This window comes from Dolichospermum lemmermannii CS-548 (genome assembly GCF_028330815.1).
Taxonomy (GTDB): domain Bacteria; phylum Cyanobacteriota; class Cyanobacteriia; order Cyanobacteriales; family Nostocaceae; genus Dolichospermum; species Dolichospermum lemmermannii.
The window spans coordinates 1-21259 of sequence record NZ_JAQMTJ010000191.1; the positions used below are offsets into that span (position 1 = coordinate 1).

20 protein-coding genes and 1 pseudogene are annotated in these 21259 nt (G+C 39.2%); 10 read left to right on the forward strand and 11 right to left on the reverse strand.

Translation table 11 applies throughout. The features are described 5' to 3' along the window. A partial coding sequence (locus PN450_RS12520) for a transposase (protein WP_271836532.1) occupies positions 1-188 on the forward strand: 188 nt, incomplete at its 5' end. Positions 189-334: 146 nt separating this feature from the next. On the opposite strand, the gene PN450_RS12525 is transcribed toward PN450_RS12520, so the two are convergent. The 7 genes from PN450_RS12525 to PN450_RS12555 all read right to left on the reverse strand — a co-directional run bounded on the left by PN450_RS12525 (position 335) and on the right by PN450_RS12555 (position 6919). Continuing rightward, the gene (locus PN450_RS12525) at positions 335-868 is read right to left on the reverse strand and encodes a salt stress protein, Slr1339 family (RefSeq protein WP_334311490.1); all 534 of its coding nucleotides are present in this window, start codon (positions 866-868) and stop codon (positions 335-337) included. Positions 869-1067: 199 nt separating this feature from the next. After that, positions 1068-1673: a vWA domain-containing protein gene (locus PN450_RS12530; RefSeq protein ID WP_148765217.1), complete on the reverse strand. Its 606-nt coding sequence runs from the start codon at positions 1671-1673 to the stop codon at positions 1068-1070. Between the two features lie 35 nt (positions 1674-1708). Continuing rightward, the gene (locus PN450_RS12535) at positions 1709-2314 is read right to left on the reverse strand and encodes a vWA domain-containing protein (protein WP_148765215.1); all 606 of its coding nucleotides are present in this window, start codon (positions 2312-2314) and stop codon (positions 1709-1711) included. Between the two features lie 278 nt (positions 2315-2592). Then, complete coding sequence (locus tag PN450_RS12540; protein ID WP_271836533.1) at positions 2593-5196, reverse strand: HD family phosphohydrolase; 2604 nt, start codon at positions 5194-5196, stop codon at positions 2593-2595. A gap of 140 nt (positions 5197-5336) precedes the next feature. Next, complete coding sequence (locus PN450_RS12545; RefSeq protein WP_417033747.1) at positions 5337-6233, reverse strand: ADP-ribosylglycohydrolase family protein; 897 nt, start codon at positions 6231-6233, stop codon at positions 5337-5339. A gap of 76 nt (positions 6234-6309) precedes the next feature. Next, positions 6310-6759: a type II 3-dehydroquinate dehydratase gene (aroQ, locus tag PN450_RS12550; protein ID WP_148765205.1), complete on the reverse strand. Its 450-nt coding sequence runs from the start codon at positions 6757-6759 to the stop codon at positions 6310-6312. A 19-nt stretch (positions 6760-6778) separates the two neighbouring features. Beyond that, a complete protein-coding gene (locus PN450_RS12555) occupies positions 6779-6919 on the reverse strand; it encodes a hypothetical protein (protein ID WP_027404689.1) in 141 nt (46 codons plus the stop codon). Positions 6920-7155: 236 nt separating this feature from the next. Between PN450_RS12555 and PN450_RS12560 the strand changes: the two genes are divergently transcribed. Beyond that, positions 7156-7338, forward strand: coding sequence for a hypothetical protein (locus PN450_RS12560; protein ID WP_271836535.1), 183 nt, complete (start codon positions 7156-7158; stop codon positions 7336-7338). On the opposite strand, the gene topA is transcribed toward PN450_RS12560, so the two are convergent. Then, positions 7297-9939 (reverse strand): type I DNA topoisomerase, encoded by a 2643-nt coding sequence (gene topA, locus PN450_RS12565; RefSeq protein ID WP_271836536.1) that lies wholly within the window; start codon positions 9937-9939, stop codon positions 7297-7299. The two genes, PN450_RS12560 and topA, sit on opposite strands and share 42 nt — an antisense overlap. Positions 9940-10423: 484 nt before the next feature. Then, complete coding sequence (locus PN450_RS12570; RefSeq protein WP_271836537.1) at positions 10424-10624, reverse strand: hypothetical protein; 201 nt, start codon at positions 10622-10624, stop codon at positions 10424-10426. Positions 10625-10902: 278 nt separating this feature from the next. Between PN450_RS12570 and PN450_RS12575 the strand changes: the two genes are divergently transcribed. The 4 genes from PN450_RS12575 (at position 10903) to PN450_RS12590 (ending at position 12403) form a co-directional block, all read left to right on the forward strand. Further along, positions 10903-11133, forward strand: coding sequence for a DUF433 domain-containing protein (locus PN450_RS12575; RefSeq protein WP_271836538.1), 231 nt, complete (start codon positions 10903-10905; stop codon positions 11131-11133). Beyond that, positions 11130-11462: a DUF5615 family PIN-like protein gene (locus PN450_RS12580; RefSeq protein ID WP_271836539.1), complete on the forward strand. Its 333-nt coding sequence runs from the start codon at positions 11130-11132 to the stop codon at positions 11460-11462. The genes PN450_RS12575 and PN450_RS12580 overlap by 4 nt, the downstream gene beginning before the upstream one ends. Before the next feature lie 256 nt (positions 11463-11718). After that, positions 11719-11997, forward strand: a complete 279-nt coding sequence (locus PN450_RS12585) for a ribbon-helix-helix domain-containing protein (RefSeq protein ID WP_271836540.1) — start codon at positions 11719-11721, stop codon at positions 11995-11997. Continuing rightward, a complete protein-coding gene (locus PN450_RS12590) occupies positions 11984-12403 on the forward strand; it encodes a type II toxin-antitoxin system VapC family toxin (protein WP_148765194.1) in 420 nt (139 codons plus the stop codon). Before PN450_RS12585 ends, PN450_RS12590 begins: the two co-directional genes overlap by 14 nt. An 85-nt stretch (positions 12404-12488) precedes the next feature. Here the strand turns inward: PN450_RS12590 and PN450_RS12595 are convergent, their stop codons facing one another. Together PN450_RS12595 and PN450_RS12600 are read right to left on the reverse strand one after the other, a co-directional pair. Continuing rightward, positions 12489-13994, reverse strand: a complete 1506-nt coding sequence (locus PN450_RS12595) for a P-loop NTPase family protein (protein ID WP_271836541.1) — start codon at positions 13992-13994, stop codon at positions 12489-12491. Continuing rightward, complete coding sequence (locus PN450_RS12600) at positions 13994-14764, reverse strand: hypothetical protein (RefSeq protein ID WP_148765189.1); 771 nt, start codon at positions 14762-14764, stop codon at positions 13994-13996. The genes PN450_RS12595 and PN450_RS12600 overlap by 1 nt, the downstream gene beginning before the upstream one ends. Before the next feature lie 419 nt (positions 14765-15183). Between PN450_RS12600 and PN450_RS12605 the strand changes: the two are divergent. The 4 genes and pseudogenes from PN450_RS12605 to PN450_RS12620 form a co-directional block, all read left to right on the forward strand. After that, a pseudogene (locus PN450_RS12605) lies at positions 15184-15603 on the forward strand (Uma2 family endonuclease); the annotation flags it as partial. A 330-nt stretch (positions 15604-15933) separates the two neighbouring features. Then, complete coding sequence (locus tag PN450_RS12610) at positions 15934-16167, forward strand: Uma2 family endonuclease (protein ID WP_334311491.1); 234 nt, start codon at positions 15934-15936, stop codon at positions 16165-16167. A 234-nt stretch (positions 16168-16401) separates the two neighbouring features. Continuing rightward, positions 16402-17964 (forward strand): NAD(P)H-quinone oxidoreductase subunit N, encoded by a 1563-nt coding sequence (locus PN450_RS12615; protein WP_148765182.1) that lies wholly within the window; start codon positions 16402-16404, stop codon positions 17962-17964. A gap of 526 nt (positions 17965-18490) precedes the next feature. After that, on the forward strand, positions 18491-21259 hold a 2769-nt coding region (locus PN450_RS12620; protein ID WP_271836543.1), incomplete at its 3' end, for a choice-of-anchor L domain-containing protein.

Sequence of the window (21259 nt, forward strand, 5' to 3'; positions counted from 1 at the left end):
AACCGGATATAGCCATTAACCAAGTTATTAAGGCGTTTAAAGGTCGGTCATCTTATCTATTGAGAAAAGAGTTCCCGGAGTTATTAAAACTTCCTAGCCTATGGACTAACAGTTATTTTTATTCGACGGCAGGTCAGGTTTGGGCAGATACAATTAGACGATACATAGAAGACCCGCATCATGGTTGAGAATCTTGATTGCGAATAAATAGAGCCTCCGGCACGCTCCGCGAACGCCGTTGGCACTTCCTCCACGCATCTATTGCCAAGTGGCTTCCGTGCCTTTCGTTCTATTTGGTGAAGGCAAAAACCAGAAATTAGCGGTAAATTGAAATTTAGGAATTAGTTTGTAAATAATCAATTGCGGCTGCTAATTTGTGAGGATAACTTTCAGCAAATCTTTCAAACCATAATCCTTCTGATGATAATGGATCTAATTTAGCTAACCATTGTTTAGCAGTTTTTTCTAAAGCTGCTTTTTGTTTAGCTTGAAGTTTTTCTTGACGAATTTTCTCCTGTGTTAATTCTTCTTGTTTTTGCAGTGCCTCAGCCGCATCTTTTGCCAAAATATCAGCTTGTACATCTGCTAATAAGTTATTTACAGATACATCAGATTTAGTATCAGGTAAATGGACAAATTGAATGGTTTGTAAATTATTCTGTGGTTCTGTGGGTTTGGATTGGATATATGCAGTTTTATTTTCCGCCAAATCAGCTTGTACTTCTGATAACAATTTATCTATGAATACATCTGATTTGATTGTGGGTGAAACCGATTTAACTGGGGTTAAATTATTTTGTTGTGGTGTGGTTTTTGGTTCTGTATATTCAGTTTTGAGTTCAGCTAATAGCTTGTCAATGGAATCCATATTTGTAATTCCTAAAAAATATAAGATCCCCGACTTCTGTTTTCATCAAATTATGAATTGATGTGAAAGTTGGGGGATCATTTTTAATTTTTAATTCACGACGGTAATAGTACCGCAAGGCGGAAGTCAAAAGTCAAAAGCAATATTCAGCAAGCTTTTTTAATTTTTAATTGTTAATTTTTAATTCCGCCTTGCGGTGCTAGTCATTAATGGCATTGAGGAGAACTTCTGATAAACTCATATCTTCCATATCATCCATTGTGATAGTGTCGCAAATATCAAACTTAGCACCTGCACTTTGCAATTCATCATCCAAGATTTTCAAAAAGCGGGTAGCTTGAGCATCATTACCGACTTGAATAAAGGAAATAGCTAATTCTTCATCTCTATCCAGACGACGAGAAACTTCAATAATTACCTTCATGACGGCTTTGCGATCATCTGGTTCACCGTCAGTAACTACTAAAATTGTTTCCCCATTGGGTTGACTTTTACTAGAGGCTTTACGTTGTAGATAATCATCAGTAGCGTGTTTCAAAACACCCGCTAAATCTGTTGTTCCTGAAGGATCATTTTCTTGAAAAATTTGTGTTACTTTGGCAGATGTGACATTTTCATAACGTTTAAATTTCCCAGAAAACAAGTAAATAGTAATGCCATCTGGATCAAGTTGTTCACATTTACTGGCTAATGCAAAAGTAGATTCTTGTGCTGTTGCCCATCTAGTTCTACCACCTTTTTGATCTGGGGTAGCCATGCTACCGCTTTTATCAATAATTAAGGTGTAATCACGGTTTTCTAGCATGACTAAACTCTCCAGATATTAGGAATTTTTGTTAATTAATCAGTGATGGCATTCATTAAAACATCAGCTAAACTCATGTCTTCTAAATCATCTAAAGTTACGGTATCACAAATATCGAATTTAGCACCAACACTTTGTAATTGATCATCTAAGGCTTTAAGAAATTTGGTGGCTTGAGGATCTGAACCGACTTGAATCATGGAAATTCCTAATTCTTCATCTTTTTCCATTTGTTGGGTAGCACGAATGATAATTTCAAATACGGCTTTGCGATCATCTGGTTCACCGTCAGTAATGACTAAAATCGTTTCTCCATTCAGTTTGGTAGTACCGGCGGCTTTGCGCTCAAAGTAGTTATTCAGGGCATCTTGGAGTACACTTCCTAAGTTAGTCGTACCTGATGGATCATTCTCCTGAAATATCTGGGCTACTTTAGCAGCAGTAACATTTTCATAACGTTTAAATCTGCCGGAAAAAACGTAAACTGTAATGCCATCAGGATCAAATTCTTCACACTTTCTGGCTAAAGCAATGGTAGATTCTTCAGCTATCTTCCATCTAGTTCTTCCACCCGCTTGGTCGGGTGTGGACATACTACCGCTTTTGTCAATAATTAAGGTATAGTCGCGATCGCTCATCATAATCTTCCTATTGTCATTTTTCTATCTCTAGTTTAACCGTTAAGTATGAATACAGCAGGAATAAAGGAGTCAGGAGTCAGGAGTCAGGAGTCAGAATGAAGAAGGAAGAAGGAAGAATGAATAAGGAGTAAAACTGGCTTGCTGTCTGGCTTTGAATTTAGATCCTGTACCTCATTAATCTGCAATCTGCTGTGATTCATCCGTCCTTATCTGCGTTTATCTGCGCTTATCTGCGTTTGATTATTCTTAAATTCTAATTCTATGCAGATTAATCTTAACTACAAATTACCAGCTTTTGACTTAGGATAAGCAATGCGTTTGTGATGAAATTGTTGCCAAACATCCACAAATATTTGGGCAATTTTTGGCATTTCTTCTCTTGTCAAGCCTGAATCTATTAATTGTTCATCTTGCCATTTTGCTTTGAGAATATTATTCAGCATATTCAATGCTTTTTCTGGAGTTGCATCTTTAAGACTGCGTAATGCGGCTTCACAAGAATCCGCTAACATGACGATTCCTGTTTCCCGTGATTGGGGGATAGGACCATCATAACAAAAATCTGCTTTATCTACGATGATATGGGGATTTTTTTGGGCTATTTGTTGGGCTTGGTGATAAAAATAAGCGATCGCCATTGTTCCTTGATGTTCGGGAATAAAAGCCTGAATTGCCGTTGGTAAACTGTGTTTCTTCGCCATTACTACCCCTTCCGTCACGTGCTTTTTAATCAATTCGGCACTTTTCCAAGGATCTTGAATTTCTGTTTCATGTTTATTGGGACTGCCAATTTGATTTTCAATAAATCCCAAGGGATCGTGCATTTTGCCAATATCATGATATAGAGTTCCCGCCCTAACTAATTCTACATTACATCCCAATTGTTTAGCCGCAGCTTCAGCTAGAGTTGCCACTAATAAAGTATGTTGAAAAGTTCCTGGAGTTTCCGTAGCTAGTCGCTTTAATAATGGGCGGTTGGGATTAGCTAATTCTGCCAAGCGGATAGGAGTAATCACATCAAATAATGTTTCTAAATAAGGACTTAAACCCAAAGCCACAATACTCCAAGACAAGCCAGATACAGCAAACAAACCTGCTTCTTGGAAGATATACCAACCCGAACCAAATACCCCACCTGTGAGGATTTTTAATAGTAAGAATACACCACCTTGGGTTAAGGCAGAGACAACACCTAATAATGCTAATTCTTCACGCGATCGCAATCTATGAGCGACATAACTACTTAACATTCCCCCCATAGCCCCAGCCAACAATACCAGAATATTTGTATCTGTGGTAATTGGAAGTATCAGCGACAATAACCCCACTACTGTTATCCCTACAGTTGGTCCATAGAAACTGCCTAATAATAAACCAATAGCACTCCAAGTAGTATAGGGTAAACTCATTGCCAATACTCCAGGAACACTGAGGCTAAGAAGTAAAACTAATAGGCGATCGCGTTGTCGCAAATAGTTATGACTTTTTCTTTCTATCCAGACAAAAATCTGAATTCCTCCAGTAACAACCATACCGACAATTGTTAAACCCATCCAATTCACTTGGCGGCCAATCAGGCGATAATGTTCTAATACCTGAAATTTCCATTTAGTAATTTTTTCTCCTTTACTAACAATTACCTCTGCTTTTTTCACCCGGATCATTACAGATGGTATTTGATTAGCTACCAGTTCATCTTGTTGTTCTGTTTGGGCTTCGTCTTGTTTAAGATTTGGTTGTAGTACGGCTAATAATAATTTTGTTACTAGGGGTTCAGCTTCACTAGGTACAGATGATTGCACTTGCAAATTAACTGCATTATTCAAAATAGTTTTAGGTAATCCAGCATATATACCTTGGGCAAGAATTCGCTCGGCAATTTTATGAATTCCAGCTTGTGTTTTTAACCAATCATCATCAGTTAAATCTAAAACAATAGGTTCTGTATAAAAATTTTTAAGTTGTCCAGTTTCTATTTGTGATGCTTTCTCAATTGCTTGATTATATTTTTGTCTAACTTGAGAGATTTTGGTAATCAATGCTGAAAAATTAGATTCTGATCCAGTAAATTGATAAGCTTCTAGTTCTGATGATGCTTGAATAAAACTAGCTTCATCACTCTGCTTTTCATAAATAGGAAAAGGTTTAGACAATTGCAATACCGGAAAACTTGATGATATTTGTGGAGACAACAAAAATTTTGAATTTTGCTTTTTTAAATTTTGTTTTCTATTATTTTCTAAAGTTACTTTCAGCTTTTGCCATTCTGATTCAGGAAAAGCCCTAAGATAACGTTGGATAGAAATTGATAAAACGGCAGGATCAAAAAATGGAAACCCGTCAACTATATCCCTAAGTTCATTAGTTGTATCTAAAAATTTTTCCACCTGTTCATTAATTTGTTCATTTATATGGTTATCAATCATGAGAACAGGCACAGATTTATCTATAGCATCTTTTCGTTTCTGTTCTGTTTCTTGCTGATCTTCAACATCATCTGTGAAAGGAGCAGTAAATGTTTGTAAAGCAATATTATCAACTTTCATTCTTGGTTGGTTATATAAACCATGTCCCATTACACTTGTGAGTGATAAGATTGCCAATACCAAAATTATTGAAGAGCGTTTTTGATGTATCCATAGAAGAATAAATTTATCAATACCACGAGTTTTCTTAACTAATTTAACAGTTGATTGTTGTGTCTGTCTCTGTTTGCCTTGTTTTCCTTGATGACTATTTGCTGATAAATACAGAAGTAGATTTTTTAGAAAATTCCCATGCAGTTTATGCTGATACTTTCCTTTTCGGAATAGCACTTTATACTGCCGCTGCCATTGCCTTAGTTGCTGGCTCAAGGATTGCAAAAATCGCTGCGTTTTCATCTTTCCTTCCGCGAAATACCCCAAAGATGGCTGATGTCTCCGCCATGCTACCGCGAACGCCACTCTAGCTGGATAAAAAGTTAGGGAGTGATAGCAGTTCCCATTTGACCGTTAATTAACCTTTGTTGAATCAGATCATTTCAACGTCTACGGATAATATGAGGAGCAGCAAAGATAGTATACCCTGTGTCCACAAATTCGCCACAATTATCGCTCAAGTCATATACTCCAGACCACACCGCCATCATTGTATCGGCTAATGTGAACATTTGGACAAAACTCTCAAGTCCCCAAGCCGGGGAGTTAGTGACTGACGGAGAAATTTGCCAATTTACAGGTATACCAACTGTACTGTTATACGCGCCTGATAATGCTCCAGCAATTGCACCTGTAATATTTTGATTGGCAAAATTGTGATTTTGATTAGCTCTTAATACGGTCAGGGGAAAGTCTTCTAATGTACTCCCAAAGCAGTAAAAAGCTAAACCAATATTGCTAATTAATTTTTCTGGACTACTCAATTCCCTTTGTGCTGTTTCTAGTCCCACCCCTTTTTTTAATAAATTATTGACTTTTATTAATTCTTGTGGTAATAAAGTTGATGTTTTATCTAAAAAACTCACTGTTTCCGAAATCAGGCTGTGGGGGTTAAGTTTTTCATTCAGGGATTGAGCGATCGCATATCCTATAATTAAACTAGCATCTCTGATCATCGGCTCATGTTGCCAATTGAATATCCTTTGCACGTCTAAAATATTTTCTCGCATTCTATCGGTATTGTCATGAAAAAAAATCGCCACTGGTAATGTAGCGAGAATTATTTGTCCCCAGAAATTAATATTTGTTTCTAATTCAATACCTGCTTGTTCTTGACGCTTTAACCAGTCATCTACATCTAACCTGCCCAAACTGATTAAACTTTCCGTCCCCAAAACCGCAATTTTACCCAATCTAAAACTATTCTGGCTAGATAAACCCTCTCCCAAGAAAGCTCCCAGAAAAGTTCCCCTAACCCGATTCACAAGAGAATAACGCATAATTTTTAATCGGTGATTGGTGATTGGTAATTGGTAATTGGTAATTACTTCTTCTTCCCTGTCACCTGTCACCTAATTACTGCCTTAAATGGTACACCAGTGCTTGTAAGCCTAACAAATAACTTTGAGCGCCAAAGCCACTGATTTGGCCAATTACCACTGGTGCGATATAAGAATGATGGCGGAAATCTTCCCGACGATAAATATTACTTAGATGTACTTCGACAGTAGGTAAATTAACGGCAGCGATCGCATCCCTCAAAGCTACACTAGTATGAGTGTAAGCCCCAGCATTAATGACAATCCCCTGATGCTTTCCTAATGCCCCGTGTATAGCATCTACTAAAACCCCTTCATGATTTGACTGCACGGGCAATATTTCGGCTTGTAGTTCCATTGCTTTAGACTCTAACAAGCGATTAATTTCTGCTAAAGTTAAAGAACCATAAATTCCCGGTTCTCTGAGTCCTAGCAAATTTAGATTTGGACCGTGCAGCACAAGAACACTTAAAGCTGGAAAATTCAACTCTCACACCTTAAAAACTTTAGCGACGGCGCATAGAACGTTCATGTACAGGAATCGGAATCAGTTCCGGTTCCGGTTCAGCCTCTGGACCTAGCAGACTATCAATTAACTTCCGCGCTAATTCTTTCAGCTTTTCCAGCACCTTTTCTATATAATCCATTAAACTGACCGCTCCTGAGATAGTACCTCAATTTTATTTAACCGGTTCGCAGAAACTGGCGTATTATCGCACTTCTAGCATTGGCAGGGTTGACACATTTCCACAAGTATGGTAAGTCCTACTATGAAATTTTAATTTTGTGTTCTCCCTTACTTATTAGATTATCACATCCTTAATTAGTAATGGGTAATTGGTGATAGGGAATAGAAGTTTGGGAGTCAGTTGTCAGTTATCGGTTGTCAGTAGGGGCGAAGCATTTGGAAGATAAATTATCGGTCATTGCCAAAAATAGTTCTCCAAATGCTTCGCCCGTACAGTTGTTGGTTGTTGGGAGGAAGAAAACAGAAAAAATTTCCCCTGCTCCCTGCTCCCTGCCCCTAACTTGCTACGTCTTTCTTTTTTCCTCTAGTAGTTGTTGATTTAGTAGCAGTTGACTTAGTAGTTGATTTAGTGGTTTTGCGGGGAGATTTTGTAGATGCTTTGGCTGAAAGTAATTCAATTGCTGTAGATAGCGTGATATTTTCTACTGATTCACCTTCAGGAAGACTGGCATTAGTTTTCCCATGTTTAATGTAAGGACCATAGGGACCATCATAGATATTGACTGGTGACTCATCTTCTGGATGCGTACCCAACTCCCGTAAAGCTTCTTTAGACTTACTCTTAGCAGCAGCCCGTCCTTTTTTCGGTTCTGCCAATAATTCTAAAGCACGATTCAAGGAAATTGTCAAGACATCATCCGTAGATTTTAGAGAACGGTAATCTTTCCCCTCCTTCCCTTGGTCATGGACAACATAGGGGCCAAATCTTCCTAAACTAGCTTGGACTTTGCCACCAGTTTCGGGGTGAGTTCCCAAAGCACGGGGGAGAGATAATAAACCCACAGCCATATCTAAAGTGACGGTTTCCGGTGTCACACCTTTGAGTAAAGAAGCTTGTTTAGGCTTAGGATTTTCCTCAGTTTTATCGCCTAATTGAACATAAGGACCATAAGTACCAAGTTTGATATAAATTGGTTCTCCAGTTTCCGGGTGACGACCGAGTTGGTCAGGTCCGGAAATTTTTTGTTTGAGGAGGATTTCCACCTGTTTGGGGTTCAGGTCAGCCGGGGTGAGGTTTTTGGGGATAGAAGCGGTAATTACTTCCTCACCATTGGTAACTTCGATATAAGGACCATATTTACCAATGCGGACTTTAGCATCTAAATTTTCTAGTTCTACAGTTCTAGCTTTACTGGCATCAATTTCGGTTTCCCGTTCCTTCACCAAAGTTTCTAAACCTTGTTCACCAAGATAAAATTTCTTTAAGTAGGGTAGCCATTGAGTTTCACCCGTGGAAATTTCATCCAAGGTTTGCTCCATTTTAGAAGTAAAACTAGGGTCAACAATATCTGGAAAATGTTTTTCCAGTAAATCAGTCACAGCGAAAGCCGTGAAAGTGGGAATTAGGGCATTATTCACCAATTGGGCATAATCTTTATCAATGATTGTGCCAATAATACTGGCGTAGGTACTAGGACGACCAATACCTTCACTTTCTAAGGTTTTCACCAAAGTTGCTTCGGTGTAACGGGCGGGAGGTTGGGTTTCATGACCTACCGCTTCCAGTTCATTGCATTTGGGATGATCACCAACTTTCAGCGCAGGTAGAATTACTTCTTGGTCTTCTAAAGCGGCTTCAGGATCATCCGAACCTTCGACATAGGCGCGGAGGTAGCCAGGAAAATCTATGCGCTTACCAGAGGAACGAAAACCAGCGTCTTCAACTTGGATTTGCACAGTAACTTGAGTTTGGCGAGAGTCAGCCATTTGTGAGGCGACGGTGCGCTTCCAAATCAAATCATAAACAGCAAATTCTCGTCCAGCTAAACCTGTGTCTTGGGGTGTGCGGAAACTACTACCAGCGGGACGAATGGCTTCGTGAGCTTCTTGTGCGCCTTTAGACTTGGTCGTGTATTGTCTAGGTTGGGGACTAAGGTATTGTTTTCCATATTTTTGCTCCACACAAGCACGGGCAGCAGTAATCGCTTGGTCGGACAAATGTACCGAATCTGTCCGCATGTAGGTAATATACCCCTGCTCATACAAATTTTGAGCCACTCGCATCGTATCCCGTGCCGATAAGCGCAACTTGCGGTTAGATTCTTGTTGCAGTGTGGAAGTAGTGAACGGTGGCGCTGGTTTGCGGGTGACAGGACGTTCTTCCATATCCGCCACTGTCCAAGTTTTCCCTTCTAGGCGGGCTTTTAGGGCTTCGGCTTCTTCCTCGTTGAGTAATACAACATTACGCCCGGCGGTAATTCTGCCAGTGGTTGAGTCAAAATCGCTGCCTGTGGCAACTTTCGTACCGCCAAGAGTCACTAAAACCGCGCTAAAGGGACTTTTTTCCTGTTCTAGACTGGCTTTTAAATCCCAGTATGTGCCTTCATGGAAAGCCCGACGCTGGCGTTCTTTAATTACTAATAGACGTACTGCTACAGATTGCACTCGCCCAGCGGATAACCCCCAGGCAATTTTTTTCCACAGTAGCGGCGATAGGGTATATCCTACTAATCGGTCTAAAATTCTTCTGGTTTCTTGGGCGCGAACTACCTGCTCATCAATATTACGGCAGTCTTTCAAAGCTTTTTGAATAGCTTCCTTGGTAATTTCATGAAATACCATGCGCTTTGTCGGCACTTTGGGCTTGAGCAATTGGTATAAATGCCAACTAATGCTTTCCCCTTCTCGGTCTTCGTCTGTAGCTAAAATCAGTTCAGTTGCGCCTTTGAGGGCTTCTTTAAGCTGAGTGACAATTTTCTTTTTGTCTTTGGGAACGACATAAATCGGTTCAAAGTCTGCTTCTACATTGACCCCAAGCTGCGCCCATTTTTCCCCTTTGACGGCGGCGGGAATTTCACTGGCCGACTGGGGAAGGTCACGGACATGACCCATTGAGGCTTCTACCAGATAGTCTTTTGGTAGGTAGTTGCGAATGGTGCGAGCTTTTGTGGGAGATTCGACGATAACGAGAATTGACATGGAAATTTAAAAAGAATAATAGCTATGCAGCTAAATAGTTAAGTTGGGTTAATTTTTGCGAAATGTCAAGATGAAATATCACGCCTCAGCAGTGATTGTATACTTACACAAACTACCCAACAGGGGGAAAATTCCTCAACTCTTAGGTGCAGTGATTATGCATGAGAATGGGAAAAGCAACCTTTGAGGGTTAATTGTCCGTTATTTCCATCTTTAACTTATCTAGTACATATTTGACGACTATAGTTTGTAAAATATCCCTGGAATTTAATAGTACAAGACTCACAGTTGTTAAAGGTTGGGGAAATAAATAATTTAAAATTAGCTTAATTTTTCTAATTTGCCATTTTTTTATAGGTGTTGTGTCAAAATTAACTTATACATGAAGAAATGCTAAAATTATATAAATTACAACTACAAGCTTGATTATGAGCGTCTTAATACCTGATGATATTGTCTGAGCCAGCAAAAGGTTATAGGTAGCTTATTCCCATTGCTGGAGTTCCTCTTCCGGTAGTGGTTCAAAAAAAGCTTCGCTAAGTTTTCCTTTTAATAACCTAGGGGTTCGGGGTTGTCTACGTTCTTGATTTAAACCTAGTCGAAAATAGTGAATGATATTGTATAGTTGGGCTAATTTCTCTTCGGGTATATCTTGCAGTTCTTCAACTATCTTCTGGATTAGCATAAGTCAAACTTTTTGGTAGTTGGTAGTTTATAGAGTTTTGGCTTCATTTATTATGGCTCATGTTTGAAGTATAGTAGTTAGCGGCGGACTGTAGCGATCGCTTATTTCCTTTTTCTTGGTTGTCAAACATAGCGATTCCTGGGTCGCGCTTCGCTATCGCCTGAGATATCTGAGCAATAATGTAAGTTATAGCTATAATTAAGACGAGTTTGTCGATTGATGATACATAAAATCAAGATCGCTATCTCTAAAATAAGTAAGTATGACTAAGATAATTTATGAACTACCGAAATTACATCACAATTGAACCAAATAAACGTAGTGGTAAGCCTTGTGTGCGTGGCTTGCGAATTACTGTTTATGAAGTGCTTGAATACCTAGCCTCTGATATGACAGAAGCAGAAATACTCGAAGATTTTCCCGATTTAACACGGGAAGATTTTAAAGCCTGCATTGCATATGCAGCAGACCGCGAACGTCGTTTTATGACTGCATCAATATCAGCATGAAATTACTTTTTGACGAAAATCTATCTCCAAAGTTACCGCTGGGCTTGAACGACATTTTCCCAAATTCGCTACACGTTCGGGATGTTGAAATGAAATCAACTATTGATCCCATCGTTTGGGATTATGCTAAGTTGAACGATTTGATGATTGTCTCAAAAGATTCAGATATGCACGACCTCAGCCTAGTATTTGGGAATCCACCGAAGGTTATCTGGATTCGACTTGGCAACTGTTCGACTTCACAAGTTGAAAATTTATTGCGTCAGAATTTTGACACGATCAAATTATTCTACCAAGACAAGTATTTATCATTGCTTTCCTTATCATAAATCACTAACAGTTTTAATCAGGATTTTTTGTTAGATATTTGCGATCGCCTACAGCAAACCCTTCAAAAGATAGATAATTGAGGCGATCTCCTAAAAATCACAACTCACAGGAATAGCGATTCCTAGGTCGCGCTAGTTCCCTCCGGGACGCTTTGCGTAGCAAGATCCCGTAGGGTACGCTATCGCCCTATGAGGAAACTATTTGAGAACTACTTAACTTTGAATTTTTTGAGCTATAGTATTGTCATACAGAGTTATGACAAGCAAAAATATGAGAGTTAATGCAAGGCTCGATAGCGATCGCGCTAATAAGTTTAATTACATTCGCCAGCGGACAAATCAAGGTGTGTCTGACATTATGAAAGTGGCGATCGATCTTTATTATGAAAAATTACATCAAGAATCCCCTGTAAAACCTTTGCAACGTCTTAGAGAATCAGGGCTGATTGGTTGTGCTGAAGGGGACTCTGATTTGTCGGTTAATTACAAGCAATATCTCACTGAAAGTCTTAACGAAAAATATGGTAATCGTTGATTCTGGCTTTTGGATAGCACTAATCAATCGCCGTGATGATTATCATGTTCTCGCTCAAGAAGTTTTAGATACGATTGATGAGCCTCTGGTGACAACATGGTGTGTGATTACGGAAGTTTGTCATATTCTCTTAAAACGTACAGACACAAATGCTCAACAGACGTTTATTCATAGCTTAGAAATTGGTGCTTTTGAGATTTTTGATCTCAAGGTTCAAGATGGGAAAAGAATCAGTGAATTGATGAATCAATATAGTTCCCTGCCAATGGATTTAGTGGACGCTTCATTGATTATTCTTGCCGAACATTTGGGGCATGGGCGGATTCTATCTGTTGATTTTCGGGACTTTAATACTTACCGCTGGAAAAATCGGCATCCTTTTGAGAATTTGATGTCTATTAACTAAAAATCACGACTCACAGTAATAGCGATCGCCAAGCAAAACTTCGATTTTGATCATATTGCATTATATTGTTATTTGACAGAAATATCTACATCCAAATAGCTTGAGCAACAGTACTACGAATCCTCTTTAAAGTTCCCTCCCCTATTTCACCCAATCTTAATAAAGCATCATCGCTAGCTTCTGCTAATTCAGCAACAGTATTATAGTTGGCAGATTTGAGGATGTTAACTTTATGTTCTGTGAGTCCATAAGGATAAGTCTTAGATTTTTTTAGGACGCTAATATCACTATTTAAAATTAGCATTTCCCCGCACCCAAGTAATTCTGGTAGTGGAATCCTAAACAATTCACTTCCCTTGTGCAACTCTAAAGGTTCATTTTTCTCATTTTTCTCATTTAACCATTCAATGTAAATTTGATTAGTAACTTTAGCTCCAGGAATTTTTTCCAATAAAGTGCAAAGATTTAAACTATATCTTGTTCCTCTTCCTTTTGATTTCATTGCTCGTGAAACATCTCGAATTGAAATAAATCCAGTATATTCTAGTATTTCTAATGGCTTTGATAAACGTTGTACGATCTCTTTTAAAATGAGTACATTCTGTTTTTTTTGTCCGCCCGCCTCTTTAAATATCGACTCCGCAATCGAAGTTGCAGGATCAATCATTGGGGCGTAAATACCAAGTTTTGGCTTAAGCTCATCAATCAACGGCCAATAGTAATTACTCGCAAGGTCTATCAGCGTCTTGGTAATATCAGCTAAACTAATTTTGTTGTCTTTACAGTTAGCTGAAAGACTATTCCACGCAAATAAGAATCCCCTCATATTTCCAAGTACAGCCCGCCCCATAAATCCAGCAACTTTTTCTAAAGTCAGTTGACCAGAGAAAGACTCTTCGGGAAGCTGATGTAAGAACCTTTTTCTAACAATCTCAGCAAAGTTCTTGTTATATCCCTCTAGCTCGTCATTTCTTGAAACATCGATCACAGTAGCGTCATTGTAGACATCGAATCTTGTACCAAATTTAGTAACTCCAGGGTAAATAGCTGCTTTACACGATATTGTACTATTCGATAAAGTCCGAAACATATCAAAAAACTCATGAAGTGGTGCTTCCCGACCAATATGAGCTGCATCATCAAATAAAATAACAATTCTTTTCCCAGACGCACTTGATAAACCAGATAACTCTTTCTGAAGTGATGTTATGTTTGGTAAAGCCTCAAACTCAAATGGATTTTCTGATTTGATAATTGTCTCCTTTACGGCATCAATTATTAACTGGCACAACGTTTTTTCATATTTCTCACCTTCACTTCTAAGTAGTTCAAGATGACGGAGGCTGATATATATCCCGAATGCAGCACTTGTCTTGTTTTCAGGATACATTTTTCTTGATGCTTCTATCATTAGTGCGCTTTTACCACTGCCGCGTGCGCCTTTTAATAGAACTGGACCATGAGCAATCAAATTAGAAATAAAACGCTGCTCTTGTTTTGAGAAAGAATGGAATTGAGCAAACTCTTCAGCCGAACAATCTTCTGCGGCTAAGATCAGTAGTGACGTATACTCAGAACTATCATTAACCATTAGAAAACTCCCATTTCTTGAATTTCTTTGTAAGCGGTGATCGCATCTGACATATTGAGTTTATTGAAAGTGTGACTAACCACATTAACAAATAGACCAAGTGTAGCGATATTACAAACAGTTTTTTCCATTAGAAATCTGGTAGTCGCTAGATCTAAAGCAGAACTTAAAGGGATTACCGTTTCATGATGTATTCCTTTAGAAAGTTCAGAGTATAGGCTTGAAAAATCTTGAAGAGTTTCATTGTAGAACTTTTCAAACTCTTTCATTTTAAGACGCGCAATCCAATCGTCGCCACTGACATCTGCGATGGAATCCATTAGTTTATTAAAATTAGGAGACCATATCAATTTTTTGTAGTAATCTCCGAGCAATGCTCTAGTAGGGCTTTGTAACGATTTATTAGCCCAAAGATCAGGAACTTTCTCCGCTAAAACATCACCTTGCCAATGAATAGAAGACTTATTCGGTTTGTCTTTAGAATAATCAGGCTGGTTCTGGTGTTCTCTAATTACCAGAACTCTAAAAGGATCTAGTCTAGCAATCATGGCTGTACATCCCAGTTCAAGTATACTTCTCCCTAAAAATGGGGCAAATAGTGAGATTTGGTTAGGACTTGGTGATTCTTGTGTTAAAAGTGCTACAAGCTCTTCAACAACATTATCAATTGAAGTAGATAAATGACTTAGTATTTCATTAACAGATTCTCCATCAGACACCAAGTCTCCACAGAGTAACTTTGCTAATGCTGACTGTGTATTTGCAGTCATTGTAGTTTGCTATACATAAATTTATGATAATAATCAGTAAACAGGAACGAAGTAAGGTTTTTATTCACCAACAAACAGTTTGACAGTTAAAATAGTATCATAAATTTTAGTAAGCTCACTTTAGTATACTAAATTTAGGCATTAGCTAACTCTTTCATAGGTGCAGAAAGAGCTTCTTCTAAGGAGGCGCGTCCTAGAGGCAGAGTATTTCTCGTTAATTATAATGCGAGAGAAGTCAACGATGCAGTTATTGGCGATCGCAAAGACCAATAACTATTAAGCGATCGCCCAAAAATCACAACTCACAGGAATAGCGATCTCCAAGCACAAGTAATTGTGAAGCGATCGCTTTTTAATTCGGAGTGGATGGATTTAGCGAAAATGCTAGAGTGATGATATTGATGGGGCTAAGTTGACCTATGACCATTGCAACCGAAATACCAATACAACAGCAGTTACTAAGTTTTGGCGATTTTATCGTCCGTTATGGTGACAGTAACCGCTACGAATTGATTGATGGAGAGGTGTTTGATTTGGAAGCAACAGGCTACCATGAAGAAGTTTCAGCCTTTACCACCACAAAAATCTGCGCCCAAATTGATGCCATAGGTTTAAATTGGTTTGTCCTTCAGCGAGGATTGCTACGTCCTTCTAACTTGGGTATGACAGCATTTCGACCCGATGTTATGGTTGTTGACCGCCATGAACTTGCGAAAGAACTACTTTGGAATGACCAATCAATCCTCACCCTGGGTAGTTCCATTAAATTTGTGATGGAAGTAGTTAGTAGCAACTGGCAAAACGATTATGCGCGTAAGGTCGAAGACTACGCAATTTTAGCTTAAACAGTAGAAGCCTCTCACCTACCTGATAGGGAGGTGATGAGATGAATACCCGTGAGTGACTAATTGCCCAAGGAGCAAAATTAAGCGCAGTTTAATAAGTGTTGTTGGGCGATGTTAGCGAAGCGGCACGAAGTGCGGAATGAACACTTTCTTGATTTTTTTCAAATATTTGATATAATATTCAACGGTAGGTGTAACTCAATTAAATGCTGAAAAGCAGCCTATCAAAAAAGTTAAAAATTACCTCAAAAAGTCCCTAGGGCATAGGGCTTTAAAGCTCGGTTAATGTCTTCATAGAAGAGTCGCCGAGAAGCCAACACTCACCTGAAAGGGAGTGTGTGGAGTATGTCACGTATTCCTGAATATTGGATTGCGGATTATGCGGGTCTAGGTGGGACTCGACATATTGGGAAACCGAAACAACCTACCCTTTCTATTTGTACCTTAGTGAAAGGAGAGTATGAAATTCAGCAGATTCGAGGCAATCAATCCATTACTTCGCCGACATTCCCAAATTTCAAACTGACAGCCGAACAAGTTTTAAAGGCTGGCAGATAAAGTGCTTTTAAGCCATGCTTACTCTTTCCCGAAAATCGCCCCACTCTGAACAGTTCAGTTATGTACTCGACTGTTTATTTTGAGTTATTGCGGTACATTTACTGATAGCTAAAATTAAATATACGAATTTCCAACTGTTAAAGATAGAAAGATCAATGCAATTTTAGTCAAGAAGTATAGATAGAATAAACTTGTGTTATCCCTAATGTTTAATCGCTAAAACCTATACATCTCATGGATTTTGCTAATTTTGCATCCCAGTTAAATGCTGGAACGATTTTACCAGAGGGAATCGTCATGATTACCCTCTTGGGGGTTTTGATTGTTGATTTGATTTTGGGACGGACATCTGCGCGCTGGATTGCATATCTAGCTACCCTCGGTTTAACAGCCGCGATTATTGCTCTATACTTCCAATGGGATACTACTACCCCCATTGCCTTTACTGGTAGCTTTAATGGTGACGACCTGAGTATTGTCTTTCGGGGGATTATCGCCCTGTCAGCAATGTCAACAATATTAATGTCAATTCGCTACGTTGAACAAAGTGGTACGCCTTTAGCCGAATTTATTGCCATTTTGATGACTGCGACTTTGGGAGGAATGTTTTTATCCGGTGCTAATGAGTTGGTGATGATTTTCATCTCTTTAGAAGCCTTGAGTATTTCCTCTTATTTGTTGACAGGTTATACAAAACGTGACCCTCGTTCCAATGAAGCAGCGTTGAAATATCTGTTAATTGGTGCTTCCAGTACAGCGGTGTTTTTGTATGGTGTCTCCCTGCTGTATGGTTTATCCGGTGGACAAACAGAACTAACTGCGATCGCCAATGGTATCGCCACAGCAAATGTTGGTCAATCCCTGGGTTTAGTAATTGCTCTGGTTTTCGTAATTGCGGGTATTGGCTTCAAGATTTCCGCTGCACCCTTCCACCAATGGACACCAGACGTTTATGAAGGCGCACCCACCCCAGTTATTGCCTTTTTATCCGTCGGTTCTAAAGCCGCAGGATTTGCCCTGGCTATCCGTCTCTTAACCACCGTTTTCCCAATTGTGGCAGATGAGTGGAGATTTGTTTTCACCGCCCTTGCAGTGCTGAGTATGGTGTTGGGTAACGTTGTCGCCCTAGCCCAAACTAGCATGAAACGGATGTTAGCTTATTCATCTATTGCCCAAGCTGGGTTTGTGATGATTGGCTTAATTGCGGGAACTGATGCCGGCTATTCCAGTATGATTTTCTACCTACTGGTATACCTGTTTATGAACCTGTGCGGCTTTACCTGTGTGGTATTGTTCTCACTGCGAACAGGAACAGACCAAATTTCCGAATACTCCGGTTTGTATCAAAAAGATCCACTTTTAACACTGGGCTTGAGTATCTCCCTGTTATCATTGGGTGGTATTCCCCCATTAGCCGGATTTTTCGGGAAGATTTACCTATTTTGGGCAGGTTGGCAAGCTGGTCTTTACTGGTTAGTTTTACTTGGTTTAGTTACCAGTGTGGTTTCCATCTATTACTACATTCGCGTAGTTAAGATGATGGTAGTCAAAGAACCCCAAGAAATGTCCGACGTGGTGAAGAATTATCCCCAAGTGCGTTGGGATTTACCAGGACTTAGACCCTTACAAGTGGGTTTGATAGTAACTTTAATAGCTACTACTATCTCTGGAATTTTATCCAATCCCTTGTTTACTTTGGCTAATAATTCTGTCACTAACACTCCCATGTTACAAGCAGCAAAAGTTGCGAGTACACAAGTTAGTGTGATTACAAATAAGGAGTTACAGGAATTGTAAGTTATTCCTAAATAATCGGTAATGGGTAATTGGTAATGAAGCTGAATCTTCAATATTCAATTACCCATTTTTATGATTAAACAGCAATAATACTAAACTTATGTTAAACTTCACAGAATCATGAAATTCATTAATTCATCCGTCTTTATCTGCGTTTATCTGCGGTTAATAATTCTTGAAATTTGATTCTATACAGCTTCATTTTACAGCACTTCCCGGTGTTATGAGGTACATATCTAGCGGGCAAGATGCCCGCACTACAAAAGTTTCATGATTCAACTTTGTACCTCATAAGAGCGGAAACCGCTGTAATTGCATATTTGATGGGAATAATATAAGTTGTCAAAAATTGATACTGATACTAAGTAAGAAATATCCTAACTTGTCGCATAGACATAGGACTTGACACTTACAAGTATTTATGTAAAACTCTTTCGTGTATAGTCTTTAACTAAAAAGTGTTACAAGTTGTGACACATCCTATTGCCTTCAAACATCATTTTAATATCAATAATTAATTAAATCCATGAATACCATACTCAACTCTGCCCTGACGCTGACATACAATCAACTGAGCGACTTTTCAGGTTTAGACAATTTCTGGCAGGTTTTCGATACCGCTTTTGGTACACAATACAACCGCAGCGGTGCGGAAATTCTGCGTTTACAGTGGCTATCTGGTGATTTTAGTCAAGTTCCCCAAATTGAAATTCTTGATAGTAGCATTCTTGTCGGTGCTAACGGGGCTTATGCTAGTAGTACAAATAAGATTTATCTGTCAAATAGCTTTTTAGCAAATGCTACAACAGAAGCCATTAGTGCAGTTCTGTTAGAAGAAATTGGGCATTTTGTTGATGCTCAAATCAATCAAACCGATAGTGCTGGTGATGAAGGGGCAATTTTTGCCACATTAGTACAGGGTTATAGTTTGAATGCTCAGTCATTAACAAATTTAAGAGCAGAAAATGACTACGCAACTATTACCGTGAATGGGGAAGAACTGATAGTCGAGCAAAGTACAGTCAGTACAACGGATTTAAATACAGTTACTGCGACACAACTTGTTAACACTTTACTGGGATCTGGTATTACAGCCAGCAATATAACTTTTACAGGTGCGAATGTTGCTGGGGGTGTTTTTAGTGGAGGAATAGGAGCAGGTATAGGCATAGAGAACGGTATTATTCTTAGCACTGGAAATATTGCTTTTGCCCAAGGTCCAAACAACTCAACTGGTCGAGGCTTGGATAATGATAGTCCAGGTGACAGTAATCTGGATGCCATAGTCAGTCCTCTTACCACAAATGATGCAGCAGTATTAGAGTTTGACTTTATTCCATCTACTACCACTCTGAGTTTCTCCTATGTATTTGCCTCTGAAGAATATTATGAGTATGTAAATTCATCGTTTAACGATGTTTTTGCCTTTTACTTAAATGGTCAAAACATTGCCCTGATACCTGGGACAACAACTCCTGTTTCTGTCAATACTGTCAACGCTGGTAATTCATCTACACCATTAGCAGGAACGAATTCGTCATTTTTCATTCCCAACTATGGAACTACTTATAATACGCAGTTCGATGGTTTTACTACTGTATTAAGTGCGAATGCAACAGGTCTTGTTCCAGGTGTTACTAATCGCATCAAGCTGGCGATCGCAGATACCAGTGACTCTATTCTGGATTCAGCAGTGTTTATTCGAGCAGGGAGTTTTGGAAATTCTACTATTGTCACTGTCGCAGCTACAGATAGTGATGCTGGAGAAGGAACAACAGCTAATACTGGTGTATTTACAATTACTCGCACAGGAAGCACAACCAACGCTCTCACCGTCAATTACACAATTTCGGGAACTGCATCTAGCGCCGACTACAATAGCATTGCTTCTACGGTAATTATTCCTGCTGGTCAGGCTTCAACCACCGTTACCGTGACTCCAGTTAACGATACTCTAGTAGAAGGAAATGAGACTGTAATCCTTTCATTAATTGATACTGCGGATTACGATTTGGGAACAGCGAATAGCGCAACAGTGATCATTGCTGATGATGAGGCTAATAATACCATTATTAATCTTGCTGTTGCTCCTGCCAGTGTCATTGAAGATGGGGCAACTAATCTAGTTTATACTTTCACTCGTCAGGGGGCTACAACGAGTCCTTTAATCGTTAACTATAATGTTGGCGGATCTGCCACATTCAATACAGACTATACTCAAACGGGGGCAGCCAGCTTTGGTTCTACAACAGGAACAATTACCTTTGCGACAGGAGCAAGTACAGCCACTCTAACCATTGCTCCTAAAGCAGATACCAACCTTGAAGGTAATGAAACTGTTGCTTTAACACTAGCTTCTGGCACAAATTACACTATCGGTACAGCCACCACTGTCACAGGTACAATTATTGATGATGACACTCCTGTTATTGCTTTAAGTCTTAATCCCACTACTGTGGCAGAAGACGGAACACCAAATTTAGTTTACACTTTCACCAGAAGTGGAAATACTTCTACAGCCTTAACTGTAAACTATGGAGTATCTGGTACAGCTACACTTAACACTGACTATGTTCAAACCGGAGCAGCAACCTTTACAAGCACAGCCGGAAGCATTACCTTTGCTGCGGGTGCAAGTACGGCAAATTTAACCATAGACCCCACAGCAGATACCACCGTTGAAAGTGATGAAACCGTTGCTTTAACCTTAGCTCCCAGTGCTGGTTACACCATTGTGACAACCGCAGCCGTTACCGGAACTATTACTAATGATGATGTTTTTACTCCAATTGAATCAGCAGGTAATACAAAATTAGTTAAAGATACAGCCAATAAATACTTTACCCAAGTTGGAACAAATACACCAATTGCTATCAAAAATGGTGGACAACAAATCTACCAAGATATCTACGGTTCAGGATGGCAAACGATAGCCGCAGAAACCGTGAATGGAGTTAATCAAGTTCTCTGGAAAAATATTACTGGAAACTATCTGCATATTTGGCGTTTAGATAGTAACTGGAATTGGGTTTCTTCTGAAGGACAATTTGGATTAAATTCGGCTGATGCTTTCACTCAAGAAACTAACTTTGGGATAGATACCAATGGTGATGGTATTATTGGCAATCCTTACGGCTTAATTGAATCAGCAGGTAATACTAAACTGGTCAAAGATACAGCTAATAAATACTTTGTCCAAGTGGGAACAGCCACCCCAATTGCTATTCAAAATAGTGGAGTCCAAATCTTCCCAGATATCTATCCAGGATGGCAAACTTTAGCAGTGGAAACTGTG